The organism is Pseudonocardia nematodicida (assembly GCF_040105385.1).
Classification (GTDB): Bacteria; Actinomycetota; Actinomycetes; order Mycobacteriales; family Pseudonocardiaceae; genus Pseudonocardia; species Pseudonocardia nematodicida.
Genome location: NZ_JBEDNQ010000003.1, coordinates 242,677 through 269,364 on the forward strand (window position 1 = coordinate 242,677; position 26,688 = coordinate 269,364).

A 26,688-nucleotide genomic window follows, 5' to 3' on the forward strand; every position below is an offset into this window, starting at 1 on the left:
TTCCGTGGTGCGGCCGGCGCGCCGGCCGTCCTCGTCCCCCGGTCGCTGTCCGGCACGGCCCGGCGCGGCGACGGGATGCCGGTGACCGGAGCGTCGTCGTGCCGCCCCGGACGTGCAGCGCGCCCGGCCGGCTCGTCGGCGGTGCGCGGGGCGGTGACGACCGGCGCTGCACCGATCGGGCGGCGGGGGCTGGGGATACGGACGACGTGCGCGGACATGACGATCACCACGATCTCGGGGGAGTCGATACGGGGTCTCCGCAGATCCGGTGCGCCTCCGGTTCCTGCTTCCACCCAGCTTGTCGTGCCTGATGCTCACCCTGTTATCCCAACCCGGCCTCCGCCAATCGTCGGAGTGAGGGATCCACTCGACAGGCTGAGCGATGTACCCGTCCACACCCTGTCTCTGTGACCAGGAGTGACGAGTCGTCACCCTGTTGCGATCATTCGGCGCCGTCGGTCAGCTCGGCGGCGGCAGCAGTCCGCGCCGGTAGGCCGGCACCAGGCGTCGTGGCACGAGGTGCTCGCGTCCCGCCAGGAGCAGCGGTACGAGGTCCGGCCGGTCCGCCGTCCACCGGGCCCGGCGGTGCCGGGTGTTCGCCCGGGACGTCCGTCGCTTCGGTACGGCCATCAGATGTCTCCCTCCTCGTCCCGGCGGGGTGCCGGGGCCCGACGCGGCGACGAGCCGGTCGGTTCCGGGGTGTCGCGTTCCGGGGTGTCGCAGGGCTCGTCGTGGGTCCAGCCGAACGGGTCGGGCAGCCCCGCCCAGGCCGTCTCGCCCGCGGCGAGCTCGGCGTCGGAGAGCAGCGCCCCGTGTAGTGCGCCGTCGATCCGGTCCGGGTCCGCCCCGTCGCACAGCACCACCAGGTCCTGGGCCCGGTCGCCCCAGCGCGGGTGCCAGGCCAGTGCCGCCAGCGCGCGGCGCTCGTCACCGGCCGCCGCCCAGGCCTGCTCATCGGCCCCGGCGAGCCAGTCACCGGCGTGGCCGATCCGCAGGCCGCCGCCGGCGCTCTCCAGCCACAGCACGGCGCCCGGCCGGGTGGCGAGCCACACCCGCCCGCGGGTCCGGACGACGCCGTCGAGCAGGTGGTCGAGCGCCTCGTGCAGCCGATCCGGGTGGAACGGGCGGCGGGCGGAGAACACCAGGGTGCGGACGCCGCCGACGCCCTCCAGCGGCGGCTCGCCCCGCAGCAGCGGCTCGTGCACCCCGCCCGGTACGCCACGGCGTGCCCCGGCCGGCAGGCCGTCGCCGAACAGCCGGTGGTCGCCGTGTCCGGTCTCCAGCCGGGGCGCGGTGGGGGACAGCCGATCCAGCACGGCGGTGATCCGGTCGTCGCCGCGCCGGGTGGGGCGGGTGGTCACGAGCACGTCGGCGAACTCGGCCTGCCCGACGGCGAGCTGGGCGACCGTGCGCTCGTCGTCGGGCAACGTGCTCAGCCCGCGCTCGGGCAGCGTCGCGTCGCCGGACGCGTCGTCGAGCCAGCGGTCCGGGTCCACGACGGTCACCACCGCGCGCAGGTCGACGAGGTCGGTGACCGGGCAGGGATCCCGGCCGTCCCCTGGGGCACGCGGCGCGGAGCTGCCCGGTTCGCACAGCACCGTGCCGAGCGCCCAGCACACCGGCTCCGGCTCGAGTCGCGGGTCCAGGTGCAGGACGACCCGGCGCGCCCGCCCGGCCAGCGCGACCAGTGTCGGCAGGACGTCCTCGCGGATCGTGCAGCTCACGCAGCCGTGCGCGAGCTCGAGCACCGTGCGCTCGTCGGTCCGGTCGTCGCGCCACCGCCGGTGCACCCGGCCGCGGCCCAGGTCGTGCAGGTCGTGGTGCAGCACCACGACCTGCGGGTCCAGCTCGCGCATCCGCGAGATCGTCCGTTCCACGCCGTCCTGCGGTATCCCGCACAGGACCACCAGCTCGGTCATGCCTTCCTCCTGCCGTCGGTCGAGGTGTACTCTAAACGAAAATGATTCTCATGTTGAGAGGAGGCGGTGATGGCCAAGACGACCGACGTCCGGCCGATCGTGAAGCTGCGCTCGACCGCGGGGACCGGCACGACGTACGTGACCCGCAAGAACCGGCGCAACGACCCGGACCGGCTGGTGCTGCGCAAGTACGACCCGAAGGTGCGTGGGCACGTGGAGTTCAGGGAGGAGCGCTGAGTGAAGCGTGCGGAACGAACATCAGCACTGATGGCTCGGCACGGGAAGCCGATCAAGCCGGCCCGTCGCAAGCCGAACCCGCTGCACGCCCGCGGCGTCGACCGGGTGGACTGGAAGGACACCGCGCTGTTGCGGACCTTCGTCTCCGACCGCGGCAAGATCCGGTCGCGCCGGGTCACCGGGCTGACCGGGCAGCAGCAGCGGCAGGTCGCCGTCGCGATCCGGAACGCCCGGGAGATGGCCCTGCTGCCCTACCCGCACGCGGGGCGGTGAGCGCCGTGTCACGTCGATGCGACCTGACCGGGCGGGAGCCGTCGTCCGGGAGGGCGGTGTCCCACTCGCACCACCGGACGAGCCGGCGGTGGGACCCGAACGTGCAGCGGAAGCGCTACTGGTTCGCCGAGGAAGGCCGATGGCTGCGGCTGCGGCTCTCGGTGAAGGGGATCAGGACGGTGGACCGGATCGGGGTGGCCGCCGCCGTCGCCCGGATCCGGGCGAGCGGGGGGAGGGTCTGATGGCCACGACCGGGCAGATCGCCAAGAACGAGCGGCGTAAGCGGATCGTCGCGCGGTACGCGCAGCGGCGGGCCGAGCTGAAGGGAGTGCTCGCGCGGCCGTCGTCGTCGGAGGAGGAGCGGGCCGCCGCGACGGCCGAACTGCGTCGCCAGCCGCGGGACGCCAGTGCCACCCGGGTGCGCAACCGGGACTCGGTCGACGGCCGCCCGCGCGGGCACCTCCGGAAGTTCGGTGTCTCCCGGGTACGGCTGCGGGAGCTCGCGCACGACGGCGCGCTGCCGGGGGTCACCACGTCGAGCTGGTGAACCGGCTCTGCTCTCGAATCGGCTCCGACCTGCACGGAAGCGGTTCCGGGTACCCCCGTTCAGGGGCCCGGAGCCGCCGTGTAGAGTTTCCGGAGTCGGACAGCGGACGGCGTCACGAGATCCGCTGATCGGCGCTGCCGCCCCCTTAGCTCAGTCGGCAGAGCGTCTCCATGGTAAGGAGAAGGTCTACGGTTCGATTCCGTAAGGGGGCTCTGGAAGACGCCTCGCCGTGAACGGCGGGGCTTCTTGCATGACGGTGTAGCTCAGTCGGTAGAGCAAGCGGCTCATAATCGCTGTGTCGCCGGTTCAAGTCCGGCCATCGTCACCGGGTCGACGCAGAGCGTCGACGCAAGTCACGGAACTGCTGCTGGGAGGCACCCGCGATGGCCAAGGCCACGGACGTGCGGCCGAAGATCACTCTGGCCTGCGAGGAGTGCAAGAACCGCAACTACATCACGAAGAAGAACCGGCGGAACGACCCCGACCGGCTCGAGATCAAGAAGTTCTGCCGGAACTGCGGGACGCACCGGGCTCACCGCGAGACCCGCTGAGCGCAGCGTGCGTAGCGAGAATCGACGCTGAGTTGGTCGACCAGTCCTGGGTCGGGCACAGCCTCGACCCGGTCGGGCCGTACCAGGTCGGTCGCGAGAAGATCCGCGAGTTCGCCGTCGCCATCGGTGACGGCGATCCGCTGTTCCACGACCTCGACGCGGCCCGCGCGGCCGGGCACCCCGACCTGGTGGCCCCGCCGACGTTCCCCACCTGCTTCACCATGCCGGTGATCGAGCGCTTCCTGCGCGACCCCGCTCTCGGCTGGGACTACACCCGCATGGTGCACGGTGACCAGCGCATCACGTTCCACCGCCCGATCCGGGCCGGCGACGAGCTGATGACCGTCGTGCACGTCGACGAGCTGCGTACCCGGGCGGGAAACCACATGCTGACGCTGCGCTGCGAGGTCGCCGACACGGCCGGGGAGCCGGTCGCCACGACGCACAGCCTGCTCGTCAGTCCGGCGGGGGAGGACGCGTGAGCCTCGCCGTCGGCGCCGTCGCCAAGGGCGACGAGCTGCCCTCGCTGCAGGTCCGGGTGACCCGCGCCGACCTCGTGCGGTACGCCGGGGCCTCCGGTGACCTCAACCCGATCCACTGGAGCGACCGCGTCGCCGGTGTCGCCGGGCTGCCCGGGGTGATCGCGCACGGGATGCTGTCGATGGCGCTGGCCGGCCGGGTGCTGACCGCCTGGACCGGAGACCCGGCGGCCGTGCGCAGCTACGGCACCCGGTTCACCCGTCCCGTCGTCGTCCCGGACGACGACACCGGTGCCACCGTCGAGCTGAGCGGCACCGTGGCCGACGTGCTCGACGAGGGGGACCGGCGGATCGCCGTCGTCGACCTCCGCGCGGTGTTCGACGGGAAGACCGTCCTCGGCCGGGCCCGGGCCGAGGTCGTCCTCCCGCAGTAGGGACCCGGGGTGCGGGGCCGCCGTGGGCGGTGTCGTACACTCGATCCAGCCGGGCGCGCCGGATGATCCGTCGCGCCCGTCCCGCCGCCCGAGGGCGGGCCGGGGCATAGGGGTGTAGCTCAATTGGCAGAGCAGCGGTCTCCAAAACCGCAGGTTGCAGGTTCAAGTCCTGTCACCCCTGCCACGACGCCGTAGATCACCGGGGGACCGGTGGCGCGGCCGACGGCACGAACGGTGAGGCGGAGCAGAGCAGGACGCGGGGCCCTTCGGGACCTTGGGTCGGAGGACGTGACCGAGGGCGGGCGGACGCCCGCCGCGTGCGAAGGGCGAAGGCGTTGAGCGACGAGCACGAGTCGGAGCGGCCCGGGCGGGAGCGTCCGAGCAACGCGGCGGACCGTCGCGGCCGGCGGGCCTCGGGTTCGTCCGGCGCCGGCAGCACGCCCGGTAAGGGACGCGCGACCCCGGCCCGCGGCGCCGCGGCCACCAAGGAGAAGCGCGCGTCCCCCTTCACCGTCGTCGCCCGGTTCCTGCGCGAGGTCGTCGCCGAGCTCCGCAAGGTCATCTGGCCGAACCGCTCCCAGATGGTCAAGTACACCATCGCGGTTCTGATCTTCGTGTCGTTCATGGTGACCCTGGTGTTCCTGCTCGACTCGGCCTTCGCCGAGGGTGTGTCGCTGCTGTTCGGCGGCTGACGCGGGTGGGAGACCGGGTCGAGAAGGTGACGACCGACACCGATTTAGGAAGCGAGTAGGACGTGACCTCCGACAGCAACGCGTACGACGAGGCGGCCGACCAGGCCGCGCTCGACGCCGTCGCCGAGCACGCGGCCGACGAGACGCTGCCCGAGCAGTCCGTCCAGGACGCCGACATCGAAGCGGCGCACGGCGACGAGGTGGTGGACGGCGACTACACCGACGCCGACGACACGTCGACCGCCGGTGCGGCCGCCGAGTCGCTGGACGGCGAGGGCGCCGAGGAGTCCGAGGGCGCCGACGACTCCGACGACTCCGAGGGCGGCGACGACTCCGAGGGCGGCGACGACTCCGAGGGCGGCGACGACTCCGAGGAGCCGGCCGCCGAGGCCGAGGTCGCGGAGGAGACCCCCGAGGAGGAGGTCGACCCGGAGGAGGAGATGCGGACCGCGCTGCGCCGCGCCCCCGGCGACTGGTACGTCGTGCACTCCTACGCCGGCTACGAGAACAAGGTGAAGTCGAACCTCGAGACCCGGGCGCAGACCCTGGACGTCGAGGACTACATCTTCCAGGTCGAGGTGCCCACCGAGGAGGTCACCGAGATCAAGAACGGCCAGCGCAAGAAGGTCCAGCGCAAGGTGCTGCCCGGCTACATCCTGGTGCGGATGGAGCTCAACGACCAGTCCTGGGGCGCGGTGCGCAACACCCCGGGCGTGACCGGCTTCGTCGGCGCCACGTCCCGGCCGTCGCCGCTGTCCCTCAACGAGGTCCTGAAGTTCCTCCTCCCCAAGACCGAGGCCCCCAAGAAGGACGCCGAGGCCGGGAAGGCCGGCGCCGGCGGGTCGGGCTCCACCACGGGCGGCGGGTCCGCCCCGACCGTCGAGGTCGACTTCGAGGTCGGCGAGTCGGTCACCGTCATGGACGGGCCGTTCGCCACGCTCCCCGCGAGCATCAGCGAGGTCAACATCGACGCCCAGAAGCTCAAGGTGCTGGTCTCGATCTTCGGCCGGGAGACCCCGGTCGAGCTCGGGTTCAACCAGGTCTCGAAGATCTGACCGGTTCCGGAGAGGACGCCCGCGGCGAGGCAGGGCCGCACGGCGTGCACATCGATCACTGAGGAACGGACATGCCCCCCAAGAAGCGGAAGCTCTCCGCGATCATCAAGCTCCAGATCCAGGCCGGGGCCGCGACCCCGGCCCCGCCGGTCGGCCCCGCGCTGGGTCAGCACGGCGTCAACATCATGGAGTTCTGCAAGGCCTACAACGCGGCCACCGAGGCCCAGCGCGGCAACATCGTGCCGGTCGAGATCTCGGTGTTCGAGGACCGGTCGTTCAGCTTCGAGCTGAAGACCCCGCCAGCCGCCCGGCTGCTGCTCAAGGCGGCGGGCGTCGACAAGGGTTCCGGCGAGCCGCACAAGACCAAGGTCGCCAAGGTGACCATGGACCAGGTCCGTGAGATCGCCCAGACCAAGATGGCCGACCTCAACGCCAACGACCTCGACCAGGCGTCGAAGATCATCGCCGGCACCGCCCGGTCGATGGGCATCACGGTCGAAGGCTGAGCGAGGCTCGCCGAGCGAACATCGGCGCAGCGAAACCGTATGCGTGGGAGAGCCGGCGCGGCTCCGACCACGACCTGACCTCATAAGGAGAGGACAGATGGCACAGCGCAGCAAGGCCTACCGCGAGGCCGCCGCGAAGATCGACGCGGACCGCCTCTACTCGCCGCTCGCCGCGGCGAAGCTCGCCCAGGACACGTCCAGCAAGAACGCCGACGCGACCGTCGAGGTCGCGATGCGGCTGGGCGTCGACCCCCGCAAGGCGGACCAGATGGTCCGCGGGACCGTGAACCTGCCGCACGGTACCGGCAAGACCGCTCGGGTGATCGTGTTCGCCACCGGTGACAAGGCCGCCGAGGCCGAGGCCGCCGGGGCCGACGCCGTCGGCGCCGAGGACCTGATCGAGCGCATCCAGGGTGGGTGGCTCGACTTCGACGCCGCGATCGCCACCCCGGACCAGATGGCCAAGGTCGGCCGGATCGCCCGCATCCTCGGCCCGCGTGGCCTGATGCCGAACCCGAAGACCGGCACCGTCACCCCGGACGTCACCAAGGCGATCAACGAGATCAAGGGTGGCAAGGTCAACTTCCGGGTCGACAAGCAGGCCAACCTGCACCTGGTGATCGGCAAGGCCTCGTTCGACACCGACAAGCTGGTGGAGAACTACGGCGCCGCCCTGGACGAGATCCTGCGGCTCAAGCCGTCGGCCGCCAAGGGCCGTTACGTCAAGAAGGTCACCGTCTCGACGACCACGGGCCCGGGTATCCCGGTCGACCCGAACCGCACCCGCAACCTCCTGGCTGCGGACGCGGAGGAGACGGCCTGATCTCCTGACCGACTCGTCGACGCCCCCGGTTCCGCGCTGCGGAGCCGGGGGCGTCGTCGTGTCCGGGCTTTCTCAGCCCCAGTCGGCCAGCACCGTCTCGACGTCCTCCGGGGCGCCCGGGGCGGTCGCGGTCCCGGTCGTGCTGCGTGAGAAGCGCGGGGCGGGCGCGGCCTGGCGCACCCCGTCGGCGGTGACGATCGTGTCCCGCGTGGCCAGGTGCGGGTGCTCGGCCGCCTCGGCGAACGACAGCACCGGTGTGGTGCACGCGTCGGTGCCCGCGAACGTCTCGGCCCACTCGTCGCGGGTCCGGGTCGCGAAGACCTCGGTGAACCGGGCCCGCATCGCCGGCCAGCCGGCGCGGTCGTACTGCGGCCCGAGCTCGTCGGCCCGCAGACCGAGACCGCTGATCAGCTCGGCGTAGAACTGCGGCTCGAGCGCGCCGACGGCCACGTGCCGCCCGTCGGCGCAGGTATAGGTGTCGTAGAACGGCGCGTGCCCGTCGAGCAGGTTCGCGTCCCGCTCGTCGGTCCACGCCCCTCGGGCGAGCAGCGACCAGAACATCTGGTTCAGCGCGCTGACCCCGTCCACCATGGCCGCGTCGACGACCTGGCCACGCCCGGAGGCGCGTGCCTCCCACAGCGCGGCCAGCACCCCGACGACCAGCAGCATCGAGCCGCCGCCGAAGTCGCCGACCAGGTTCAGCGGCGGCACCGGGCGTTCGCCGGAGCGGCCGATCGCGTGCAGCGCCCCGGTCAGCGACAGATAGTTGATGTCGTGCCCGGCGCGGGCGGCGAGCGGGCCCTCCTGGCCCCAGCCGGTCATCCGGCCGTAGACCAGGCGCGGGTTGCGCGCCTGGCACTCGTCGGGCCCGACGCCGAGCCGTTCGGCGACCCCGGGCCGGTAGCCCTCGATCAGGACGTCGGCCCGCTCGGCCAGCCGCAGCACGGTCTCCCGCCCGGCCGGGTCCTTGAGATCGGCGACGACCGCGCGGCGCCCGCGCGACGTCGGGTCCGGTACGTCGTCCGAGCCGATCGTCAGCCCGCCCGACGGCCGGTCGATCCGGACGACGTCGGCGCCCAGGTCCCCGAGCATCATCGCGGCGTGCGGTCCCGGGCCGAGCCCGGCCAGCTCGACCACCTTGAGTCCGGCCAGCGGCCCCCTGCCCCGGGCCACGGTCAGGCCGCGAGCAGGTCGTCGCGGCCCGCGGCGACGAGCGTGCGCTCGTACGGGCCGAAGAGCTGCTTGGCCATCGGCAGCAGGGTCAGCAGCTTCGACACCGGCCCCTTCGCCCGCACCTCCCCGCGGGCCAGCGCGACCGGCAGCACGACCTTGCCGAGCCAGAACCGGTTGCCGGTGTCGGCGCTCATGAACAGCTCGATGTCCGGGACGGGCCCGTTCCCGGCGCCGGTGTGCACCTCGGCGCTGCGCATGTCCACGGTGATGACCGCGGCCGGGTCGGTGTAGGTGATCCGCAGGACCACCCCGGACGGCTGCAGCTTCGCGACCAGCGCCGGGTCCTCCAGCCCCATCCGGAAGACCCCGCCCAGGTACTCGTAGACCTCGGCCTCGTCGGTGAACACGGCCATCAGCGCCTCCTCGCGAGATGTGCGGACTCCTGCGCAGTCTGGCGGCCGGAGCGGATCACCGCAGCCGATCACCGGGCCAGGTCTGGCCCGCCGGGGCCGGGCAGCGCACCGGCGCGCGGTCCGTGCGGGTCGTCGAGCAGCCCGCAGCGGCCGGCCAGCGCGGCCGCCTCGATCCGGTTCGACACCCCGAGCCGGTGCAGCAGCGAGGCGATCATGCGTTTGGCGGTGCGCTCGCTGACCAGCAGCGGACGTGCGATGTCGGCGGTCTCCAGGCCGCGGGCCAGCAGCGTCCACAGCTCGAGGTCGCGGTCGTCGAGCCGGTCCAGCACGCCGTCGGCGGTCCGGTCGGCCGCGACCAGCAGCGCGTCGAGCAGCTCGGCGCGCAGCACCCGCACCCCGCCGGCGATCGAGAGCAGCGGCGCGACCAGTACCTCCGGGTCCGCCGACTTGCCGAGGTAGCCGTGCGCTCCGGCGCGCAGCGCGGCCGCGGCCAGGTCGAGGTCCTCGGTACCGGACAGCGCCAGCACCCGGGTCGCGGGGTACGCCGCCCGGATCCGCCGGATGGTCTCCACCCCGCCGAGCGGGGGCAGCGCCAGGTCGACGATCGCGATGTCGGCCCGGTGCCGCCCGACGAGCGCGACGGCCTCCTCGCCGGCTGTCGTCGCGCCGGCGACCCGGAACGTGTCCCCGGCGCGGGACTCGAGCAGCAGCGCCAGGCCCTGGGAGAACAGGGCGTGATCGTCGACGATGACGACGACGTGCGGTTCGTCCGGCACGGAGATCAGCCTACGGTGGGGCGCCCGCCGGCCATGTCAGGAGGATCACCGCGATGCCCGCCGTCCCACCTCCCGTCGACGAGCTGCCGGAGCGGACGGCCGAGGAACGCACCACGGTCGGGGTCCGGCTCGGCGTCGTGGCGGCGGCCGGGCTGTTGGTCCTCACCGCACCGGACACCTCCCGAGCCGGTCCCGGCGCGGCGGCGGTGCTCGTCGTGCTCGCCGCCGGGTATGCGGTCGCGCTGGCCGTCGCGGTGGCACGGCGGGTCCGGCCACCGGTCCGGCCGTCCGTGCTGACCGGCGTGGACGGTGTGCTGGTCGTGCTCGCCTGTGGACTCACCGGCGGGGTGGCCAGCTTGATGGTGGCCGCGCTGCCACTGGTCGTCATCGCCGCCGCCCTGCGCGGCGGTCCGCGAACCGGGCGGGCCGGCGCGGTGGTGCTGGGCGCCGGGTACACGGTGGCGGCGCTCGCGGGGTCCGACCCGGGCGTCCCGGTGACCGAGCGGCTGCTCGCCGGCCTGTGGTGGACCGGGTTCCTGCTCGCCACCGCCGTGCTGGCCGGGGTGCTGGTCCGGCTCGTGGAGCGCCAGCTCTCCGACATCGCGATCGCCCGGGCCCGCGCGGAGAGCGCCGACGAGCGCTACCTGACCGAGCGGGCATTGCGCGACCGGCTGACGTCGCAGAGCCGGGCCCGGCTCGACGGCGCCCGCGTCGTGCTGCACGAGTTCCGCACCCCGGTCGCGTCGCTGACTGCGCTCTCGGCCGACCTGGCCGCCGGGCGGCTCACCGGGGACACCGCCGCCACCGCGGTCCGGCTGCTCGCCGACCACGCCGCGCACCTGCAGGACATGCTGGACGACCTGGCGGATCTGGCCGTCACCGACGGCAGCCCGCTCGGCCGCAACCGCCCGCGCCGGATCCCGCTCGCCGAGCTGGCCGACGCGGTGCTCGACGCCGCCGGGATCGCCGGGGCGCGGCGGTGCCCGGTCGTCGAGCCGGCCGGGGCGGCGGTGCACTGCGACCCGCAGCGGCTGCGCCGGCTGCTCACCAACCTCGCGGAGAACGCCGCCCGGCACAGCGGGGACGCGCCCGTCGAGCTGTCGCTGACCCACGACGGCGCGACGCTGGTCGCGGAGGTCCGCGACCGCGGGCCCGGCCTGCCGCCCGGGCAGGAGGGCCTGGTGACGGCCAAGGGGGTCGCGCTGGGCGAGCGCCGCGGCACGGCCGGCCTCGGGCTCTGGATCGCCGAGACGCTCGTGTCCGCGATGGACGGTGAGCTCAGCCTGGCCCCGCGGGACGGCGGCGGCCTCGTCGCCCGCCTCGTCGTCCCGCTGCCGGCCGCCTGACACCGGCGCTGGCACCCGGGGGCCAGCCCTGGCGCGCCCGGCGGGTGTGACCCGGGCCGCCCGGGCACCATGATCGGGTGCCATGCGGACGACGGCGGCGGTGCTGTGGGAACCCGGCGGGACGTGGGAGGTCACCGACGTCGAGCTCTCCCCACCGAAGGCCGGCGAGGTCCTGATCGAACTGGCCGCGTCCGGCCTCTGTCATTCCGACGAGCACCTCGTCACCGGGGACCTGCCCGCCGTGCTGCCGATGGTGGGCGGGCACGAGGGCGCCGGACGGGTCGCCGAGCTCGGCCCGGGGGTCACCGATCTCGCCGTCGGCGACCCGGTGGTCACCACCTTCCTGCCGTCCTGCGGGCGCTGCCCGTGCTGCGCGCGCGGCCTCCCGAACCTGTGCGACGACGGCGCGGGCGCCACCCTCGGCCCGCAGCTCGACGGCACCTACCGCGTCCACGCCGCGGACGGGACCGAGCTCGGGCAGATGTGCCTGCTCGGCACGTTCGCCCGGCACACCGTGGTCCCGGTGCGCTCGGTCGTGCGGATCGACGAGGGCTTCCCGCTGGAGCTGGCCGCGCTGCTCGGCTGCGGCGTCACCACCGGGTTCGGCTCCGCGGTGCACACCGCCGAGCTGCGGGCCGGGGACACCGCCGTCGTGGTCGGGGTCGGCGGTGTCGGCGCGAACGCGGTGCAGGGGGCCCGGATCGCCGGGTGCCGGTACGTCGTCGCCGTCGACCCGGTGGAGTTCAAGCGGGACAGCGCCCGGGAGCTGGGCGCCACCCATGTCGCGTCGAGTGTGGACGAGGCCTGGGGGATCGTCAGCGAGCTGACCCGCGGCCGGATGGCGGACGCGGCGATCCTGTGCACCGGGATCGCGGCGGGGGCCGACCTGCAGCCCGCGCTGCAGCTGGTCGGCAAGCGTGGCCGGGTCGTCGTGACCGCGCTGGCGAACGCCACCGACGAGACCGCGTCGCTGTCCCTGCTGGACCTGACGCTGTACGAGAAGCAGATCCGCGGCGCGCTGTTCGGCAGCGCCTCGGCCCGGTACGAGCTCCCGCGGCTGGTGGAGATGCACAACACCGGGCAGCTCAAGCTGCGCGAGCTGGTCACCACGGAGTACTCGCTCGAGCAGATCAACACCGGGTACGAGGACATGCGGGCGGGCCGCACCATCCGGGGCCTGATCCGGTACTGACCGACGCCAGACTCCACCGACGGCAAGGGGGCCGGGGACGTGAACAGCACGACGCGCACCATCGAGCACGGCAGGCGGGACGGGTTCGCGAGCCTGTCCGCGGGACGGCTGCGGGCCGACTCCTTCCCGATGCGGCTGTTCGCCAAGGGCAACGCGAAGCACTGGGACCCGTCCTCGATCGACTTCACGCAGGACGCGGCGGACTTCGCCGCGATGACCGACGACGAGCGCCGGCAGACCTGCGCACTCGCCGCCCAGTTCCTGGCCGGTGAGGAGTCGGTGACCCAGGACCTGCAGCCGTTCGTGGCGGCGATGGCCGCCGAGGGCCGGTTCGGCGACGAGATCTACCTGACCCAGTTCGTGTTCGAGGAGGCCAGGCACACCCAGGCCTTCCGGCTCTGGTTCGACGCCGTCGGGATGACCGGCGACCTGCACCCCTACATCGAGCGGAACCAGCCCTACCTGGAGATCTTCACCCGCGCGCTGCCGGAGAGCCTGCAGGCGCTGGCCGCCGACCCGTCCCCGGTGAACCAGATACGGGCCTCGGTGACCTACAACCACGTCGTCGAGGGCACGCTGGCGCTGACCGGCTACTTCGCCTGGCACAAGATCTGCGCCGAGCGCGGGATCCTGCCCGGGATGCAGCAGGTGATCGCCCACATCGGCGCCGACGAGCGCCGGCACATGGCGTGGGGGACCTTCACCTGCCGGCGGCACATCGCCGCCGACGACGCGCTGTGGGACGTCGTCGACGGGCGGATGCAGGAGCTGCTGGTCCCGGCGATGGGCGTGGTGACCGGCACCGTCGACCGGTGGCCGGAGGGCGAGGTGCCGTTCGGGCTCGACCTGAACGAGATGGCCGAGTACGCGATGGACAAGGTCGGCCGGCGGCTGGGCGCGATCGCCTCGGCCCGCGGCGCGGACCTGCGGGCGATCGACGCGGACGCCGAGCCCGAGCGGCTGGAGGAGCGGTTCCACGCCGAGGACTCGGCCGCGCTGGCGGCCGCCGCGGCCCCGTGAGCGGGACCCGCCGGCGTCCCGGCCGGTTCGACCGCCGGGACGAGATCGCAGCGATGGACCCGGACACCGAGTTCGTGCAGATCTACCGGCGCCACGCCGGCCTGGAGTTCCCGTGGGACGTCCAGCAGGCGCTGTCGATGGCGCTGTTCCGGACCTACGCGGTGCCCTCGATCGGCCGGCTGCTGGCCCGGACCGGGGAGTTCACCGGGCGCACCCAGAAGCGCTACGACGACACCGGCCTGCTGCTCGACGCCGTGCTGGTGCACGGCTTCGACCATCCCGACGGCCGCACCGCGATCCGGCGGATCAACGGGATGCATCGCGGCTACGACATCTCCGACGACGACATGCGCTACGTGCTCTGCACCTTCGTCGCGGTGCCGCTGCGCTGGCTGGAGCGCTGGGGCTGGCGCGAGGTCACCGAGAACGAACGGGTCGCGACGGCGCGCTACTACCGTGAGCTCGGCCGGCACATGGGCATCCGGGACGTGCCGGGAAGCTGGCGGGAGTTCGCCGCGCACCAGGACGCCTACGAGGCCGCGCACTTCGCCCACGACCCCGGTGGACGGGCCGTCGCCGACGCGACCCTGGACCTCGCCGCGACGTTCCGGCCGAACCACCTCGCGCCGCGGGCGGTGTCCCGGCGGTTCGTCCGGGCGCTGATGGACGAGCCACTGCGCGCGGCGCTCGGCTACCCGGCCCAGCCGGGGATCGTGCGGTCCGCGGCGGACGCGGTGCTGCGGGCCCGGGCCGCCGTCGTGCGGCGGATGCCGGTGCGCACCGTCCCGTTCTCGCTGCCGGACTCGCCGAACATCCGCAGCTATCCGGACGGCTACGACGTCGCGCGGCTGGGGACCTTCCCGGGCTGCCCGGTCCACCGGCCGGAGGGGCGCACGCGGCCGGACGAGTGATCATGCGAGCGGGTGATCACGCCCACCGGCTCCCGGCCGGAGCGATCACCGTGCGGCCGTCCGGCCCCGCAACGGCTGCCCGAACGGGCGTATCGGAACTACCGTGCGCGACCGTCGGGTGCGGTCGGCGACACGCTGTCACCACTTCCGTCACTCACGTCGCGGCGTCCCGGTCGCGATGTGGATACCTCTGAGTAACTTCGATCACCCCGCCTCGTTGATCCGTGCAGGCACCCCGGGACCGGCCCGCGCTCCCCCACGCTCGGCGACCGATGTCCGCTCCGCCGAGCGCCGCTCAGGGCCACCGGGTGCCGAGGGTCTCGGTCGATTGCGCGAGGAGGCGGCACGTGACCGGTGTCGAGGTGAAGGTCGAGGGACTGACCAAGTCCTTCGGTCCCGCCACCATCTGGTCGGACGTGACGCTCACGCTGCCCCCGGGTGAGGTCTCGGTGCTGCTCGGCCCGTCGGGCACCGGGAAGTCGGTCTTCCTCAAGACACTGATCGGCCTGCTGAAGCCGGAGCGGGGATCGATCGTCATCAACGACGTCGACCTGGTCCGGTGCCGCGAGTCGGAGCTCTACGAGATCCGCAAGCTGTTCGGCGTGCTGTTCCAGGACGGCGCGCTGTTCGGCTCGATGAACCTCTACGACAACATCGCGTTCCCGCTGCGGGAGCACACCCGCAAGTCCGAGTCGCAGATCCGCGACGTCGTCGCGGAGAAGATGGAGATGGTCGGCCTCGCAGGCGACGAGGGGAAGCTGCCCGGCGAGATCTCCGGCGGCATGCGCAAGCGTGCCGGACTGGCCCGGGCACTCGTCCTCGACCCGGCGATCATCCTGTTCGACGAGCCGGACTCCGGCCTCGACCCGGTGCGGACCGCCTACCTGAACCAGCTGATCATCGACCTGAACGCGCAGACCGACTCGACGTTCCTGATCGTCACCCACGACATCAACACCGCGCAGACCGTCCCGGACAACATCGGCCTGCTCTACCGCAAGCACCTGGCGATGTTCGGGCCGCGCGAGCAGCTGCTGACCTCCGACGAGCCGGTGGTGGCGCAGTTCCTCAACGGTCGTCGCGAGGGCCCGATCGGCATGTCCGAGGAGAAGGACACCGCCCAGGCCGAGCGGGAGATGGCCGAGGCCGGCGATCTCGAGGGCCTGCCGCCACTCAAGCCGCAGCTGGCGCCGTCGACCGGGATGCCCGACCGCCAGGCCGTGCACCGCCGCCGGGAACGGGTCGCGGCGATGCTCCACGAGCTCCCCGAACCGGCCCGCCGGGCGATCGAGGAGTCCGAACAGGACGTGCCGGGTCCGGCCTGGACGGGCGGCGACACCGACGAGCGCCCCACCGACATCCACCCGCGGATCACCGACGACACCCCGCCGCCGCCCGGGCGCCACCAGTTCCGCGACGGTGGCGCGTGACGGCTCCCAGCCCCGTCGCCCGCGCGCTCACCCCGGTCGGGAGGTTCTTCGGCCTCGGGGCGGAGATCGCGCGGCAGACCTTCCGCCGCCCGTTCCAGTGGCGCGAGTTCATCGAGCAGACCTGGTTCGTCACCAAGGTCTCGGCGCTGCCGACGGCGCTGTTCACGATCCCGTTCGGCGCGACGATCGCGCTGCTGCTCGGCGAGCTCACCCGCCAGTTCGGCGCGCAGTCCCAGACCGGTGCGGGTGCGGTGCTGGCGATCGTGCAGCAGGCCGCGCCGATCGTCACCGCGCTGCTGATCTCCGGAGCGGCCGGGAGCGCGGTCTGCGCGGACCTCGGCGCCCGGACGATCCGCGAGGAGATCTCGGCGATGCAGGTGCTCGGCATCTCGCCGGTCCAGCGCCTCGTCGTCCCCCGGGTACTGGCCATGGGCGTCTGCGCGCTGGTGCTGAACGGGCTGGCGACCTGCGTCGGCGTGGCCGGCGGCTACGTCTTCAACGTGATCGTCCAGGGCGGTTCCCCGGGGGCCTACGTCGCCAGCTTCTCGGCGATCGCGCAGGTCTCCGACATCGTCGTCTCCGAGCTCAAGGCGTTCCTGTTCGGTATCACCGCCGGGATCGTCGCCGCCTACCGCGGCCTCAACCCGCCGCCCGGCGCGAAGGGCGTCGGCGACGCCGTCAACCAGGCCGTGGTCATCTCGTTCGTCCTGGTCTTCCTGCTCAACCTGGTGCTCACCGCGCTGTACCTCGAGCTCGTCCCGCCGAAGGGCTTCTGACATGGCCACCCGACTCGGCGGACGGGTCCGTCGCGCCGCGCAGGCGCCGCGCACCGTGCTCGAGCAGCTCGGTGAGCAGCTCTCGCTCTATGTCCGCGCGATCGTCTGGATCCCGAAGACGGTGACCCGGTACCGGTCCGAGGTCGCCCGGCTGCTGGCCGAGGTGTCCTTCGGCTCCGGTGCGCTGATCGTCATCCTCGGCACGGCCGGCGTGATGGCGTCGCTGTCGCTGTTCGTCGGGTCACTGGTCGGGCTGCAGGGCTTCCGGGCGCTGGACGCGCTCGGGGTCGAGGCGCTGACCGGCTTCATCACCGCCTACTTCAACACCCGCTCGATCGCCCCGCTGGTCGCGGCCGCCGCGCTGACCGCGACCCTGGGCGCCGGGTTCACCGCGCAGCTCGGCGCGATGCGGATCTCCGAGGAGATCGACGCGCTGGAGGTCATGGCGGTGCCCTCGGTGCCCTACCTGGTCACCACCCGGGTGATCGCCGGGATCATCGCGATCATCCCGATCTACACGCTCGGGCTGCTCGCCAGCTACGCCGCCGCCCGGCTGAACGTCACGCTGATCAACGGGTTGCCCGGTGGCACCTACGACCACTACTTCACCCTGTTCCTGCCGGTCGGCGACGTCCTGCTGTCCTATCTCAAGGTGATCGTCTTCGCGACGGTGATCATCCTGATCCACTGCCACTACGGGTACTCGGCGAAGGGCGGCCCGGCCGGCGTCGGTGTCGCCGTCGGGCGGGCGGTGCGGTTGTCGATCGTCAGCACCGCGATCCTGGACTTCTTCCTGACCCTGGTCATGTTCGGCACCTCGACCTCGGTGCGGGTGGCCGGATGAGGTCGTCGACGCGGGTACTGCAGGGGCTGGCGTTCCTCACCACGCTCACCGTCCTGCTGGGGCTGGCCGTCGCCCAGTACGCCGGGGTGTTCTCCCCGGGCGTCCCGGTGACCCTGAACGTGGCGCGGGTCGGCACCCAGATGTCCGAACGAGCGGACGTGAAGGTGCGCGGGCTGATCGTCGGGCAGGTCGAGCAGGTCAGCACCGACGGCGCCACCACCAGCATCCGGATGTCGATGGACCCGGCCCTGATCGAGCAGATCCCGGCCGACGTCGAGGCCCGGCTGCTGCCCAAGACGCTGTTCGGCGAGAAGTTCGTGTCGCTGGTGCCCATGGGGCCGGCGTCCACCGGTCACCTGGCGGCGGGCGCGACCATCCCGGAGGACCGGAGCCGGGAGGCCCTGGAGGTCGAGCGGGTCCTCGACGAGCTGCTGCCGCTGCTGCAGGCGGTGCGCCCGCAGGATCTCGCCGCCACCCTCGGGTCGCTGTCCTCGGCGCTGCAGGGCCGGGGCGACCAGCTCGGCGAGACCCTGGAGCAGCTGGGTGTGCTCACCGCCGGGCTGAACCCGGCGGTGCCGGACCTGCAGGAGGACGTCCGCCAGCTCGCGGACTTCTCCCAGAACCTGTCCGACGCCGCACCCGACCTGCTCGACGCCGTCGACGACCTCGCGGTGACCAGCCGGACGCTGGTCGAGGAGCGCGAGGGGCTGCGGGACCTCTACGGCTCGGTGACCGGCGCCTCCGACGACCTGCGGGCGTTCCTCGACGCGAACGGCGAGGACCTGATCGGGCTGGCGGCCGCGAGCCGTCCGACGCTGGAGACCCTGGCCCGGTACTCGCCGGAGTTCCCGTGCCTGACCGGGCAGCTCGCCGACCTGGTCCCGCAGATCAACGACGCGTTCCGGCCGGGCACCGACCGGGTCGGCGTCAACATCACCCTCGAGATCGTCGCCAACCGGGGCCGGTACCTGCCGGACCAGGACGAGCCGGAGTACCTCGACGACCGCGGCCCGCGCTGCTACCCGATCCCGGTCCCCGAGGGCACCCAGTACGCGCCGGACGGCCCGTTCCGGGACGGCTCGGTGCCCGGCCCGCCGCCGGACGGCCAGCCGGTCGGCCCGCCCGCCGACTTCGGCGTCGAGGACTACGGGACGTTCGACGGGACCTACAGCTGGGACCTCGTGCAGGATCAGACCGCGCTGAACGGCGCGGGCGTGCTGCCCCCGCTGACCGGGGCGCTCGGGCAGATCGGGATCGCGCCGTCGTCGACGGCCGGGCTGGACCCGGGCGTCGCCGGCTCGGCCGGTGAGCGGGCCGTCGTCGCGGAGCTGATGGCCGCGTCGCAGGGCGGTACCCCCGAGACGGTGCCGGCCTGGAGCGCCACGATGGTCGGGCCGCTGCTGCGCGGGGCGGAGGTGAACCTGACGTGAGCCGCCTCCCGATCGCCCCGCTGGTCAAGTTCCTGGTGTTCGCCCTGGTCGTCGCGCTCGGCACCACCGTGCTCGGGATGACGATCGCCAACACCCGCGCCGGCGACGTCGCCGGCTACACGGCCCGGTTCACCGACGCGGCCGGGCTGCTGCCGGGCGACGACGTCCGGATCGCCGGGGTCGTCGTCGGGTCCGTGCGCGACGTCCGGATCGTCGACCGGCGGGTCGCCCAGGTCGAGTTCGACGTCGACGCCGCCACCCCGCTGCCGTCGTCGGTGACCGCGGCGCTGAAGTACCGCAACCTGATCGGGCAGCGCTACCTGTCGCTGGACCAGGGCGCCGGGCCCACCGGCGACGTGCTTCCGCCCGGCGGCGAGATCCCGCTGGAACGGACCCGTCCCGCGCTGAACCTGACCGTGCTGTTCAACGGGTTCCAGCCGCTGTTCCAGGGCCTGGACCCGGACCAGATCAACAGGCTCTCGATGGAGATCGTCCAGGTCCTGCAGGGGGAGGGCGGCACGGTGCAGAGCCTGCTGGCCTCGACGTCGTCGCTGACGAACTCGGTCGCGGACCGGGACGAGGTGATCGGCCAGGTGATCGACAACCTGAACCTGGTGCTGCGGACGCTCGACGAGAACGACGAGGGCCTGAACGAGCTGATCAGCTCGCTGCGGGCGGTGGTGTCCGGGCTCGCCGAGGACCGGCAGCCGATCGGCGAGTCGATCGAGTCGATCGGGACGCTGACCCAGGTCACCGGGTCGTTCCTGGAGGATGCGCGGCCGGCGCTGCGCGACGACATCGGCCACCTCGGGGACCTCGCGACCGAGCTGGACCGCGGGCGGCCGACGATCGAGCGGTTCCTGCAGTACACGCCGTTCAAGCTGAACCGGATCTCCCGGGTCGGGTCCTACGGCAGCTGGTTCAACTTCTACCTCTGCGGGCTGGACGGGAACGTGGGCTTCTCCGGCATCGTCGAGCCGACGTCCCTGGAGGACCTCGGCCTCGGGGACCTCGGACGGAACGATGCCGAGCGCTGCGGGCCGGACCCGTCCGGGATCGGGGCGGGCAACACCGTCCCCACCGACGGCCGCTCGCCGGACGCCGACGACCGGGCGGCCGCCGACCCCGCGCTGCGCGAGCCGACCACCCGGTCGCTCGAGGGACTGACGGACCCGCTGCCGGCCGTCGGCATCGACGCCGGCGCCGACCCGTCCGCGGTGCTCACCCCGGGAGGCAGCTGATGGCCGGGTTCGGGGAGCGCAGGCCGGTCCTGGCCGCGACGACCGGGCTGGTGCTGGTCGTCGCGCTGACCCTGGCCGCGTTCAACGTCGAGACCCTGATCTCCGGGGCGACCCGCTACTCGGCGCACTTCCCGGAGGCCGCCGGGCTGCAGGCACAGGACCGGGTGACCGTGGCCGGTGTCGAGGCCGGCCGGGTGCAGAGCGTCGAGCTCTCCGGCGAGCACGTGCTGGTCGAGTTCACCGTCGACGACGCCTGGGTCGGCAACAGGACCACCGCCTCGATCGAGATCGCCACCCTGCTCGGCTCCAAGTACCTCGCGCTGGACCCGCGCGGCGACGCCGAGCAGGACCCGGCCGAGCCGATCGGGCGGGAGCGCACCACCTCCCCGTTCGACGTCGTCGAGGCCTTCAACGGGCTGTCCGGCACCATCGACGAGCTCGACACCGACCAGCTCGCGGAGAGCCTGACCACCCTGGCCGACACCTTCCGCGACACCCCGCCGGAGGTCCGCGGCGCGCTGGACGGGCTGTCCCGGCTGTCCACCACGATCGCCTCCCGGGACGCCGAGCTGAAGGAGCTGCTGGGCCACACCCGGCAGCTGTCGGGCACGCTCGCCGACCGCCGCGGCGACGTCGTCCGGCTGATCGACGACGGCAACCTGTTGCTCGGTGAGCTGCAGGCGCGCAAGGACGCCATCGCGAACCTGCTCGACGGGGTGCAGCGGCTGTCCGTGCAGCTGCGCGGCCTCGTCGGGGACAACTCCGAACAGCTGCGGCCCGCGCTGGAGACGCTCGACCGCGTGCTCGCCGTGCTGGAGGCCCACCGCGACGAGCTCGGGGAGATCCTCGACAAGGAGGCGGTCTTCGTCCGGGTCTTCGGCAACGCGCTGGGCAACGGCCACTGGTTCGACAACTACGTCTGCGGGCTGGTCCCGCCGGCGAACACGCCGATCGGGGGCGACTGCTGATGGGCTCCTGGTCATCGGACCGGCGGTGGATCCAGCTCACCGCGCTGGGCTCCGTCGCCGCCGTGCTCGCGGCGGCCGGGATCTGGCTGCTCGCCTCCGGTGGGGGGCGGCCGGTCACGGCCTACGTCACCAGCGCCGCCGCCCTGTTCGAGGACAACGACGTCCGGGTGCTCGGCGTCCCGGTCGGCACGGTCGAGAAGATCACCCCCGAGGGTGACCGGGTCCGGATCGACATGACGATCACCGACGACGACGTCCGGCTCCCCGCCGACGTCCGCGCCGTCGTGATCTCGCCGAGCCTGGTCACCGGCCGCTACGTGCAGCTCGGTCCGGTGTGGACCGGTGGTCCGGAGTGGACGGGGGAGGAGATCCCGCTGGAGCGGACCGCGGTCCCGCTCGGGGTCGACGACCTCACCCGGACCGCGAGCGAGCTCTCCCGGGCGCTGGGCCCGGACGGCGCCAACTCGACCGGAGCGCTGAACGACGTCCTCGACGTCGGCGCGCGGAACCTCGACGGCAACGGCCGCGCCCTGAACGACACGATCCGCAACCTCGGTGGGCTGTCCGCGACGCTGAACGGGTCGAGCGACGACCTGTTCGGCACCATCACCGAGCTGCAGAAGTTCACCGCCACGCTGCGCGAGAACGACCCCGAGGTGCGCGAGCTCAACGCGAAGCTGGCCGACGTGACCGGCTTCCTCGCCGGTCAGCGCGGTGAGCTCGGCGGCGCGCTGGAGGAGCTGTCCTACGCACTCGGGGAGGTCTCCGGCTTCGTGTCGGACAACCGGGAGACCCTGCGGTCCAACGTGGACAAACTCGCCGGGGTGTCCCAGGAGGTCGTCGACCACCAGCGGGCGCTCGCCGAGATCGCCGACACCGCACCGGCCGCGCTCGGGAACCTGAACAACATCTACAACGGGTCGTCGGAGACCCTGGACACCCGGGCGAACATCAACGAGCTGGCCTACCCGCTCCCGGTGCTGGCCTGCGAGCTGCTCCGGCGCACCGAACTCCCGGTGGACGGCCCGGACGCCGACATCGCGCCGATCTGCGAAGGGCTGGCCCCGATCCTGGACGGCGCGGTCCCGCTGCCGACGCCGCAGGACGTCATCACCCGGCTCCAGGCGGGTGCGCCGCCGGTCGACCCGGTGATGCCCGACCTGCTGCCCGGCTCACCGCTGTCGCTGACCGACCCCGGCTCGCAGCTGCGCGCCCCCGGTACCCCGATGCCGCCCGCGCCCGCCGCGCCGGCGCCCGTCCCGGCCGCGCCCGGGACCTCCGCCACCCCCACCCCGGTGCCCGACGAGCCGCGCGACGAGGGTGGCCTGCTCGGCCGCCTGTTCGGAGGCGGGTCGTGATCCGCGCGGCGCGGGCTGCGGCCCTGCTGACCGTCGTCGCGGTCGCCGCGAGCGGCTGCGGCGTGCTCGGCGGCGGGCTGCGCGGGGTCCCGCTGCCCGGCGGGGCCAACCTGGGCGACGACCCGTACACCGTGGAGATCGAGTTCGACGACGTCGTCGACCTCGTCCCGCAGTCGATCGTGCGCGTCGGGGACGTGCCGGTCGGGGCGGTCCGGTCCGTCGCCGTCGCCCCGGACAGCTGGAACGCGCTGGTCACCGTCGTCGTGAACGGCGACGTCGCGCTCCCGGCGAACGCCACCGCCCGGGTCCGCACGACCTCGCTGCTCGGCGAGAAGTTCGTCGAGCTGGCCTCGCCGTCCGGGCCCGCGCAGGGCGACCTGGCCGCGGCCGGCCGGATCGGGCTGCAGTCCTCCGGGCGCGCCGCCGAGGTGGAGGAGGTGCTCGGCGCGCTGTCGATGCTGCTCAACGGAGGCGGGGTCGCCCAGATCCGGACCATCGCCACCGAGCTGAACAACGCGCTCGACGGCCGCGAGCCGCAGGTCCGCGACCTGCTGCGCGACCTCGACCTGCTCGTCGGGTCGCTGGACGACTCCCGGGACGACATCAACCGGGCGCTGGACGGGCTGAACCGGCTCTCGGCCACCCTCGCCGAGCGGCGACCGCAGATCGAGCGGGCGCTCACCGACCTCTCACCCGGCCTGCGCGAGCTGGAGTCCCAGCGTGAGCAGCTCGTCGGCATGCTGCGGGCACTCGACCGGCTCTCCGGCGTCGCGACCGACGTGGTGAACCGGTCCCGGGACGACGTGCTCGCCGACCTCGAGGCGCTCCGGCCGATCCTGCGCAACCTGGCCGCGTCCGGCCAGGACCTGCCGGACTCCCTCGAGCTGCTGCTCACCATCCCGTTCACCGACGCGGCCACCGACGGTATCGCCGGCGACTACGCGAACCTCTACGTCACCCTCGACCTCGACCTCCGGTCGGTGCTCGACAACCTGCGCAACACCAACCAGCTCGGGTTGCCACTCGCGCCGGAGCTGCTCGACGGTCTCCCGCCGAACGCGCAGCTGCTCGCCCCGCTGCTGGAGGGGGAGCGCCCGCCGCTGCCCGAGGTGCCGGGTGTGCCGGGTGCGCCGCCGCTGCCGCTGGTCGGCCCGGAGGAGCCCACGGCCTCCCCGACCCCCGCCCCGACCCCCGCCCCGTCGGCCACCCCGACCCCGGCACCGGACCCCGACGAGCGTCGCGGGCTGCTCGGCGGCCTGATCGGAGGCGGATCATGATCACCAGGACCGTCCGGCTGCAGCTCGTCGCGCTGGTGCTGGTCACCGTCGTCGGCGTCGGCTACGCCGGGTTCACCTACGCCGGGATGGACCGGCTCCTCGGTGCGACGACCTACCCGGTCACGGTGCAGCTCGCCGACTCCGGCGGCATCTTCACCGGCGCCGACGTCACCTACCGGGGCGTCAGCGTCGGCCGGGTCGGGCCGCTCTCGCTCACCGACCGCGGTGTCGAGGTCCAGCTGGACATCGAGAACACCGCGCCGGAGATCCCGGCCGACGCCCGTGCCGTCGTCGGGAACCTGTCGCCGATCGGGGAGCAGTACGTCGACCTGCAGCCGGTCGCCGCCGGCGGCGAGGCGCTCGCCGCCGGCTCGGTGATCGACGAGGCGCGGACGCGGACCCCGGTGCAGATCGAGACCGTGCTCGCCGACCTCGACCGGCTCGTCTCGACCGTCCCGCTGGACTCGCTGCGCACCGTCGTCTCCGAGCTCGGACAGGGCTTCGAGAACACCGGCCGGCCACTGCAGCAGCTGCTCGACACCGGCGGCGAGTTCACCCGCGCGGCCACCGACGCGCTGCCGCAGACCACCGCGCTGATCGCCGACGCCCGCCCGGTGCTGACCACCCAGAACGAGGTCGCCCCCCAGTTCGGAGAGTTCTCGCGCGGCCTGCGCGAGGTCGCCGAGCAGCTCGCACAGTCCGACCCCGACCTGCGCCGGATCATCGCCGACGGCCCCCGGACCGGCGAGGAGATCCGCGGGCTGCTCCGGGAGAGCGGGCCCGGCCTGGGCGAGTCGATCTCCAACCTGCGCACGGTCGGCGAGGTGCTCGAACCCCGCCAGGCCGCCCTGCGCCAGCTGCTGGTGACCTACCCCGGGCTGGTCGCCGTCGCGCCGAACGTGGTGCCCGGCGACGGGACCGCGCACCTCGGGCTGGTCGTCAACATCGCCGAGCCGCCGGTCTGCACCCGCGGCTACGAGGGCACCGTGAACCGGCCCGGCGCCGACGTCGCCGAGATCCCGGTCAACGCCAAGGCCCGGTGCGACGAGCCGCGCGGCAGCCCCACGAACGTGCGCGGGATGCAGAACGCACCCCGGCCCGACGGGCGCGGGGGCGGCCACCACACCCCGCGCGGCGGCCCCGCGCCGCCACCGGCCGCCGGCTCGCTGAGCGCCGACGGCCCGGCCCAGCGGGTCGGCACCCCGGACCTGGTCACCGACGCCGCCCAGATCCTGCTCGGCTGAGCGGGCCTCGCATCGACCGACCGCCCCCACGGCTGTGCCCCCGCAGCCCCGGCGAGGAGGAACACCCCATGAACGTCGCACTCGACGAGCGCCCGCCCGGCCGGCCGGAGCCGCCCCCGTCCGGCCCCGGCCGGTTCGCCCGGCTCCTCCCGGTCGCGGCGGTCGTTGCCGCGGTCGCGGCGCTCGCGCTCGGCGCCCTGTGGCTGGTCGCCCTGCAGAGCGACTCCGTACAGGTCGCGCAGGCCCGCGACGAGGCCCTGCGCGACGCCCGGCAGGCGGTGATCAACCTGAACACCCTCGACCACACCGACGCCGAGCGCGGCCTGGACCTGTGGATCCAGTCGTCGGCCGGGTCGGTGCGCGACGAGTTCGTCGGCAACCGGGACGCCTACGCCCAGCTCGTCACCGAGCGCGGCCGCAGCACGTCCGCCGAGGTCACCGACGCCGCGGTGACCGCCGTCGACCCGCGGGCCGGGACCGCCCGCGTGCTGCTCGGCGTCGACGTGACCGACGCCGCCGACGACGGGTCCGCGGTGACCCGGCAGCGGCTCGAGGTCGGCATGGTCCGCACCGACGACGGCTGGAAGGTCGACGGGCTCGACCCGCTGCGCACTCCCGGCGCAGACGGCTGACGCGGCCCGCGCCCCCGATCCGCAGCACCTCGCGCCCCCAGGAGGTCACCCCGCATGTCCACACTTCGTCGCCGCCCCGGCGGCACGCGCAGGCCCCAGGTCGCCGGCCACGTCCGGCCCGGAGCCCGCACCGAGGACGAGCGGCACCCGGCCGCCGAGCCGGCCGCCGGTGAGCCGCCGGCCCCGCACGACGCCGTACCGGGAGAGGCCGGGCAGCCCGCTCCGGGATCGGAGACCGCCGGCCCGGACCCGGACCCGGACCCGGCCGGGTCGGCCGCCGCCGATCCGATCACCACCGACCACGAGCCCGACCACGAGCCCGACCACGAGCCGGACCCCGTGCCGGACCACGAGTCCGGAGCCGACGAGGACCGCGCGCCGGCGTCGTCCGGCCCGGGCCGCCGGTCCACGCTGCTGTCCGCACCGCGCAGCACGGCCGGCATCGCGGTGCTGCTCGCCGTCACCCTGCTGCTGACCGCGGTCGCCGTGTTCGCCGGTGTCTCCGCGTACCGGACCGCGTTCGCCGGGCCCGCCGCGAACGCCGCGCTCACCGACGTCGGGGCCACCGCGCAGGTCAGCGAGCAGGTCGGTCAGGCCGTCATGACCGTCTACTCGTTCGACCACGCCCGGCTGGAGCAGGCCGAGGCCGACTCGCTCGCGGTGATCACGCCGGAGTTCCGGCCGGAGTTCGAGCGGATCTTCGGCAGCGTCCGGGACCTGGCGCCGCAGCAGGAGGCCGTGGTCACCGCGACCGTTCCGCGCTCCGCGGTGGCCTCGATCGACGGGGACGCCGCCGTCGTCTACCTGTTCGTCGACCAGGTGATCCGCCGCCAGGACGACGCCGGCGCCCCGCAGGAGGGCGCCGCCGCGGCCCGGCTCCGGGTCGACGCCCGCTACGTCGACGACCGCTGGAAGATCGCCGCGATGACACCGGCCTGACCCGGTACCGCGCAGCGGTGAGGGGCACACCAGGTCTCTTCGATCATGAGATCGGAACCCTGACGTGCCCCTCGCGGCCACCCGGGCCACCCCGCCGCGGGCGGCGGCGGGAGCGGGCGTATCGTTGTCGTCGATCCACCGAAGACCGCAGGTCTGCGCCCGGGCTAGTCCCGGACGTACGAAGGTCCCGGCAGCACCGGGC

31 protein-coding genes and 3 tRNA genes are annotated in these 26,688 nt (G+C 73.4%); 29 read left to right on the plus strand and 5 right to left on the minus strand.

Annotation, left to right across the window (positions count from 1 at the left end; all coding sequences use genetic code 11):
• Positions 1 to 459: 459 nt before the first annotated feature.
• Together rpmF and mrf are read right to left on the minus strand one after the other, a co-directional pair.
• Entirely contained in the window at positions 460 to 630 is a 171-nt protein-coding gene (gene rpmF / locus WIS52_RS08495) for a 50S ribosomal protein L32 (protein ID WP_349297588.1), read from the minus strand.
• Positions 630 to 1,919: a ribosome hibernation factor-recruiting GTPase MRF gene (gene mrf, locus WIS52_RS08500; protein ID WP_349297589.1), complete on the minus strand. Its 1,290-nt coding sequence runs from the start codon at positions 1,917 to 1,919 to the stop codon at positions 630 to 632. Before mrf ends, rpmF begins: the two co-directional genes overlap by 1 nt.
• A 69-nt stretch (positions 1,920 to 1,988) precedes the next feature.
• Between mrf and rpmG (WIS52_RS08505) the strand changes: the two genes are divergently transcribed.
• The 14 genes from rpmG (WIS52_RS08505) to rplA all read left to right on the plus strand — a co-directional run bounded on the left by rpmG (WIS52_RS08505) (position 1,989) and on the right by rplA (position 7,516).
• Complete coding sequence (gene rpmG / locus WIS52_RS08505) at positions 1,989 to 2,156, plus strand: 50S ribosomal protein L33 (RefSeq protein WP_349297590.1); 168 nt, start codon at positions 1,989 to 1,991, stop codon at positions 2,154 to 2,156.
• A 30-nt stretch (positions 2,157 to 2,186) separates the two neighbouring features.
• Positions 2,187 to 2,429 carry a 30S ribosomal protein S18 gene (gene rpsR, locus WIS52_RS08510; RefSeq protein WP_349297591.1) on the plus strand — a complete coding sequence of 81 codons (243 nt, stop codon included), beginning with the start codon at positions 2,187 to 2,189 and terminating at the stop codon, positions 2,427 to 2,429.
• A gap of 5 nt (positions 2,430 to 2,434) precedes the next feature.
• A complete protein-coding gene (gene rpmB / locus WIS52_RS08515; protein ID WP_349297592.1) occupies positions 2,435 to 2,671 on the plus strand; it encodes a 50S ribosomal protein L28 in 237 nt (78 codons plus the stop codon).
• Positions 2,671 to 2,976, plus strand: coding sequence for a 30S ribosomal protein S14 (gene rpsN / locus WIS52_RS08520; RefSeq protein ID WP_349297593.1), 306 nt, complete (start codon positions 2,671 to 2,673; stop codon positions 2,974 to 2,976). Before rpmB ends, rpsN begins: the two co-directional genes overlap by 1 nt.
• Before the next feature lie 139 nt (positions 2,977 to 3,115).
• Positions 3,116 to 3,188 (plus strand) — tRNA-Thr (locus WIS52_RS08525).
• Positions 3,189 to 3,228: 40 nt separating this feature from the next.
• Positions 3,229 to 3,301, plus strand: a tRNA-Met gene (locus WIS52_RS08530).
• A gap of 58 nt (positions 3,302 to 3,359) precedes the next feature.
• Positions 3,360 to 3,527: a 50S ribosomal protein L33 gene (gene rpmG / locus WIS52_RS08535; protein ID WP_029240095.1), complete on the plus strand. Its 168-nt coding sequence runs from the start codon at positions 3,360 to 3,362 to the stop codon at positions 3,525 to 3,527.
• Positions 3,528 to 3,559: 32 nt separating this feature from the next.
• Positions 3,560 to 4,009: a MaoC family dehydratase N-terminal domain-containing protein gene (locus WIS52_RS08540; protein WP_349297594.1), complete on the plus strand. Its 450-nt coding sequence runs from the start codon at positions 3,560 to 3,562 to the stop codon at positions 4,007 to 4,009.
• Positions 4,006 to 4,440, plus strand: coding sequence for a MaoC family dehydratase (locus WIS52_RS08545; RefSeq protein WP_349297595.1), 435 nt, complete (start codon positions 4,006 to 4,008; stop codon positions 4,438 to 4,440). Before WIS52_RS08540 ends, WIS52_RS08545 begins: the two co-directional genes overlap by 4 nt.
• A 108-nt stretch (positions 4,441 to 4,548) precedes the next feature.
• A tRNA-Trp gene (locus tag WIS52_RS08550) sits at positions 4,549 to 4,624 on the plus strand.
• A gap of 151 nt (positions 4,625 to 4,775) precedes the next feature.
• Entirely contained in the window at positions 4,776 to 5,132 is a 357-nt protein-coding gene (secE, locus tag WIS52_RS08555) for a preprotein translocase subunit SecE (RefSeq protein WP_349297596.1), read from the plus strand.
• A gap of 200 nt (positions 5,133 to 5,332) precedes the next feature.
• Positions 5,333 to 6,187 carry a transcription termination/antitermination protein NusG gene (gene nusG / locus WIS52_RS08560; protein WP_379611139.1) on the plus strand — a complete coding sequence of 285 codons (855 nt, stop codon included), beginning with the start codon at positions 5,333 to 5,335 and terminating at the stop codon, positions 6,185 to 6,187.
• Between the two features lie 71 nt (positions 6,188 to 6,258).
• The gene (gene rplK, locus WIS52_RS08565; RefSeq protein ID WP_349297597.1) at positions 6,259 to 6,693 is read left to right on the plus strand and encodes a 50S ribosomal protein L11; all 435 of its coding nucleotides are present in this window, start codon (positions 6,259 to 6,261) and stop codon (positions 6,691 to 6,693) included.
• A 97-nt stretch (positions 6,694 to 6,790) separates the two neighbouring features.
• A complete protein-coding gene (gene rplA / locus WIS52_RS08570; RefSeq protein WP_349297598.1) occupies positions 6,791 to 7,516 on the plus strand; it encodes a 50S ribosomal protein L1 in 726 nt (241 codons plus the stop codon).
• 72 nt (positions 7,517 to 7,588) lie between these two features.
• On the opposite strand, the gene WIS52_RS08575 is transcribed toward rplA, so the two are convergent.
• From WIS52_RS08575 to WIS52_RS08585, 3 genes are all read right to left on the minus strand, one after another.
• Positions 7,589 to 8,689 (minus strand): CaiB/BaiF CoA transferase family protein, encoded by a 1,101-nt coding sequence (locus WIS52_RS08575; RefSeq protein ID WP_349297599.1) that lies wholly within the window; start codon positions 8,687 to 8,689, stop codon positions 7,589 to 7,591.
• Positions 8,690 to 8,691: 2 nt separating this feature from the next.
• Positions 8,692 to 9,102 (minus strand): sterol carrier protein, encoded by a 411-nt coding sequence (locus WIS52_RS08580; protein WP_349297600.1) that lies wholly within the window; start codon positions 9,100 to 9,102, stop codon positions 8,692 to 8,694.
• Between the two features lie 68 nt (positions 9,103 to 9,170).
• Positions 9,171 to 9,878 (minus strand): response regulator transcription factor, encoded by a 708-nt coding sequence (locus WIS52_RS08585; protein WP_349297601.1) that lies wholly within the window; start codon positions 9,876 to 9,878, stop codon positions 9,171 to 9,173.
• A gap of 53 nt (positions 9,879 to 9,931) precedes the next feature.
• Between WIS52_RS08585 and WIS52_RS08590 the strand changes: the two genes are divergently transcribed.
• The 15 genes from WIS52_RS08590 (at position 9,932) to WIS52_RS08660 (ending at position 26,486) form a co-directional block, all read left to right on the plus strand.
• Positions 9,932 to 11,224, plus strand: coding sequence for a sensor histidine kinase (locus WIS52_RS08590; protein ID WP_349297602.1), 1,293 nt, complete (start codon positions 9,932 to 9,934; stop codon positions 11,222 to 11,224).
• A gap of 82 nt (positions 11,225 to 11,306) precedes the next feature.
• A complete protein-coding gene (locus tag WIS52_RS08595) occupies positions 11,307 to 12,416 on the plus strand; it encodes an NDMA-dependent alcohol dehydrogenase (RefSeq protein WP_349297603.1) in 1,110 nt (369 codons plus the stop codon).
• Positions 12,417 to 12,455: 39 nt separating this feature from the next.
• Positions 12,456 to 13,436, plus strand: coding sequence for a R2-like ligand-binding oxidase (locus WIS52_RS08600; protein WP_349297604.1), 981 nt, complete (start codon positions 12,456 to 12,458; stop codon positions 13,434 to 13,436).
• Complete coding sequence (locus tag WIS52_RS08605) at positions 13,433 to 14,347, plus strand: oxygenase MpaB family protein (protein ID WP_349297605.1); 915 nt, start codon at positions 13,433 to 13,435, stop codon at positions 14,345 to 14,347. The genes WIS52_RS08600 and WIS52_RS08605 overlap by 4 nt, the downstream gene beginning before the upstream one ends.
• Positions 14,348 to 14,694: 347 nt before the next feature.
• On the plus strand, positions 14,695 to 15,777 hold the full coding sequence (locus WIS52_RS08610; protein ID WP_349297606.1) for an ABC transporter ATP-binding protein: 1,083 nt from the start codon (positions 14,695 to 14,697) through the stop codon (positions 15,775 to 15,777).
• A complete protein-coding gene (locus WIS52_RS08615; protein WP_349297607.1) occupies positions 15,774 to 16,553 on the plus strand; it encodes an MlaE family ABC transporter permease in 780 nt (259 codons plus the stop codon). Before WIS52_RS08610 ends, WIS52_RS08615 begins: the two co-directional genes overlap by 4 nt.
• 1 nt (position 16,554) lies before the next feature.
• Positions 16,555 to 17,397: an MlaE family ABC transporter permease gene (locus WIS52_RS08620; protein WP_349297608.1), complete on the plus strand. Its 843-nt coding sequence runs from the start codon at positions 16,555 to 16,557 to the stop codon at positions 17,395 to 17,397.
• A complete protein-coding gene (locus WIS52_RS08625; protein ID WP_349297609.1) occupies positions 17,394 to 18,827 on the plus strand; it encodes an MCE family protein in 1,434 nt (477 codons plus the stop codon). Before WIS52_RS08620 ends, WIS52_RS08625 begins: the two co-directional genes overlap by 4 nt.
• Entirely contained in the window at positions 18,824 to 20,068 is a 1,245-nt protein-coding gene (locus WIS52_RS08630) for an MCE family protein (protein ID WP_349297610.1), read from the plus strand. The genes WIS52_RS08625 and WIS52_RS08630 overlap by 4 nt, the downstream gene beginning before the upstream one ends.
• Positions 20,068 to 21,036 (plus strand): MCE family protein, encoded by a 969-nt coding sequence (locus WIS52_RS08635; protein ID WP_349297611.1) that lies wholly within the window; start codon positions 20,068 to 20,070, stop codon positions 21,034 to 21,036. The genes WIS52_RS08630 and WIS52_RS08635 overlap by 1 nt, the downstream gene beginning before the upstream one ends.
• The gene (locus WIS52_RS08640) at positions 21,036 to 22,394 is read left to right on the plus strand and encodes an MCE family protein (protein ID WP_349297612.1); all 1,359 of its coding nucleotides are present in this window, start codon (positions 21,036 to 21,038) and stop codon (positions 22,392 to 22,394) included. The genes WIS52_RS08635 and WIS52_RS08640 overlap by 1 nt, the downstream gene beginning before the upstream one ends.
• Complete coding sequence (locus WIS52_RS08645; RefSeq protein WP_349297613.1) at positions 22,391 to 23,671, plus strand: MCE family protein; 1,281 nt, start codon at positions 22,391 to 22,393, stop codon at positions 23,669 to 23,671. Before WIS52_RS08640 ends, WIS52_RS08645 begins: the two co-directional genes overlap by 4 nt.
• Positions 23,668 to 24,915 (plus strand): MCE family protein, encoded by a 1,248-nt coding sequence (locus tag WIS52_RS08650; protein WP_349297614.1) that lies wholly within the window; start codon positions 23,668 to 23,670, stop codon positions 24,913 to 24,915. Before WIS52_RS08645 ends, WIS52_RS08650 begins: the two co-directional genes overlap by 4 nt.
• 68 nt (positions 24,916 to 24,983) lie before the next feature.
• Positions 24,984 to 25,547, plus strand: a complete 564-nt coding sequence (locus WIS52_RS08655; protein WP_349297615.1) for a hypothetical protein — start codon at positions 24,984 to 24,986, stop codon at positions 25,545 to 25,547.
• 54 nt (positions 25,548 to 25,601) lie between these two features.
• On the plus strand, positions 25,602 to 26,486 hold the full coding sequence (locus tag WIS52_RS08660; protein WP_349297616.1) for a hypothetical protein: 885 nt from the start codon (positions 25,602 to 25,604) through the stop codon (positions 26,484 to 26,486).
• The last annotated feature ends 202 nt before the right edge of the window (positions 26,487 to 26,688 follow it).

Excerpts from the sequence above, each read along its gene's own strand:
- rpmF (WP_349297588.1), bottom strand. The coding sequence starts at position 630 with ATGGCCGTACCGAAGCGACGGACGTCCCGGGCGAACACCCGGCACCGC.
- mrf (WP_349297589.1), bottom strand. The coding sequence starts at position 1,919 with ATGACCGAGCTGGTGGTCCTGTGCGGGATACCGCAGGACGGCGTGGAA.
- rpmG (WP_349297590.1), top strand. The coding sequence starts at position 1,989 with ATGGCCAAGACGACCGACGTCCGGCCGATCGTGAAGCTGCGCTCGACC.
- rpsR (WP_349297591.1), top strand. The coding sequence starts at position 2,187 with ATGGCTCGGCACGGGAAGCCGATCAAGCCGGCCCGTCGCAAGCCGAAC.
- rpsN (WP_349297593.1), top strand. The coding sequence starts at position 2,671 with ATGGCCACGACCGGGCAGATCGCCAAGAACGAGCGGCGTAAGCGGATC.
- rpmG (WP_029240095.1), top strand. The coding sequence starts at position 3,360 with ATGGCCAAGGCCACGGACGTGCGGCCGAAGATCACTCTGGCCTGCGAG.
- rplK (WP_349297597.1), top strand. The coding sequence starts at position 6,259 with ATGCCCCCCAAGAAGCGGAAGCTCTCCGCGATCATCAAGCTCCAGATC.
- rplA (WP_349297598.1), top strand. The coding sequence starts at position 6,791 with ATGGCACAGCGCAGCAAGGCCTACCGCGAGGCCGCCGCGAAGATCGAC.
- WIS52_RS08580 (WP_349297600.1), bottom strand. The coding sequence starts at position 9,102 with ATGGCCGTGTTCACCGACGAGGCCGAGGTCTACGAGTACCTGGGCGGG.
- WIS52_RS08590 (WP_349297602.1), top strand. The coding sequence starts at position 9,932 with ATGCCCGCCGTCCCACCTCCCGTCGACGAGCTGCCGGAGCGGACGGCC.
- WIS52_RS08595 (WP_349297603.1), top strand. The coding sequence starts at position 11,307 with ATGCGGACGACGGCGGCGGTGCTGTGGGAACCCGGCGGGACGTGGGAG.
- WIS52_RS08620 (WP_349297608.1), top strand. The coding sequence starts at position 16,555 with ATGGCCACCCGACTCGGCGGACGGGTCCGTCGCGCCGCGCAGGCGCCG.
- WIS52_RS08625 (WP_349297609.1), top strand. The coding sequence starts at position 17,394 with ATGAGGTCGTCGACGCGGGTACTGCAGGGGCTGGCGTTCCTCACCACG.
- WIS52_RS08635 (WP_349297611.1), top strand. The coding sequence starts at position 20,068 with ATGGCCGGGTTCGGGGAGCGCAGGCCGGTCCTGGCCGCGACGACCGGG.
- WIS52_RS08640 (WP_349297612.1), top strand. The coding sequence starts at position 21,036 with ATGGGCTCCTGGTCATCGGACCGGCGGTGGATCCAGCTCACCGCGCTG.
- WIS52_RS08650 (WP_349297614.1), top strand. The coding sequence starts at position 23,668 with ATGATCACCAGGACCGTCCGGCTGCAGCTCGTCGCGCTGGTGCTGGTC.
- WIS52_RS08655 (WP_349297615.1), top strand. The coding sequence starts at position 24,984 with ATGAACGTCGCACTCGACGAGCGCCCGCCCGGCCGGCCGGAGCCGCCC.
- WIS52_RS08660 (WP_349297616.1), top strand. The coding sequence starts at position 25,602 with ATGTCCACACTTCGTCGCCGCCCCGGCGGCACGCGCAGGCCCCAGGTC.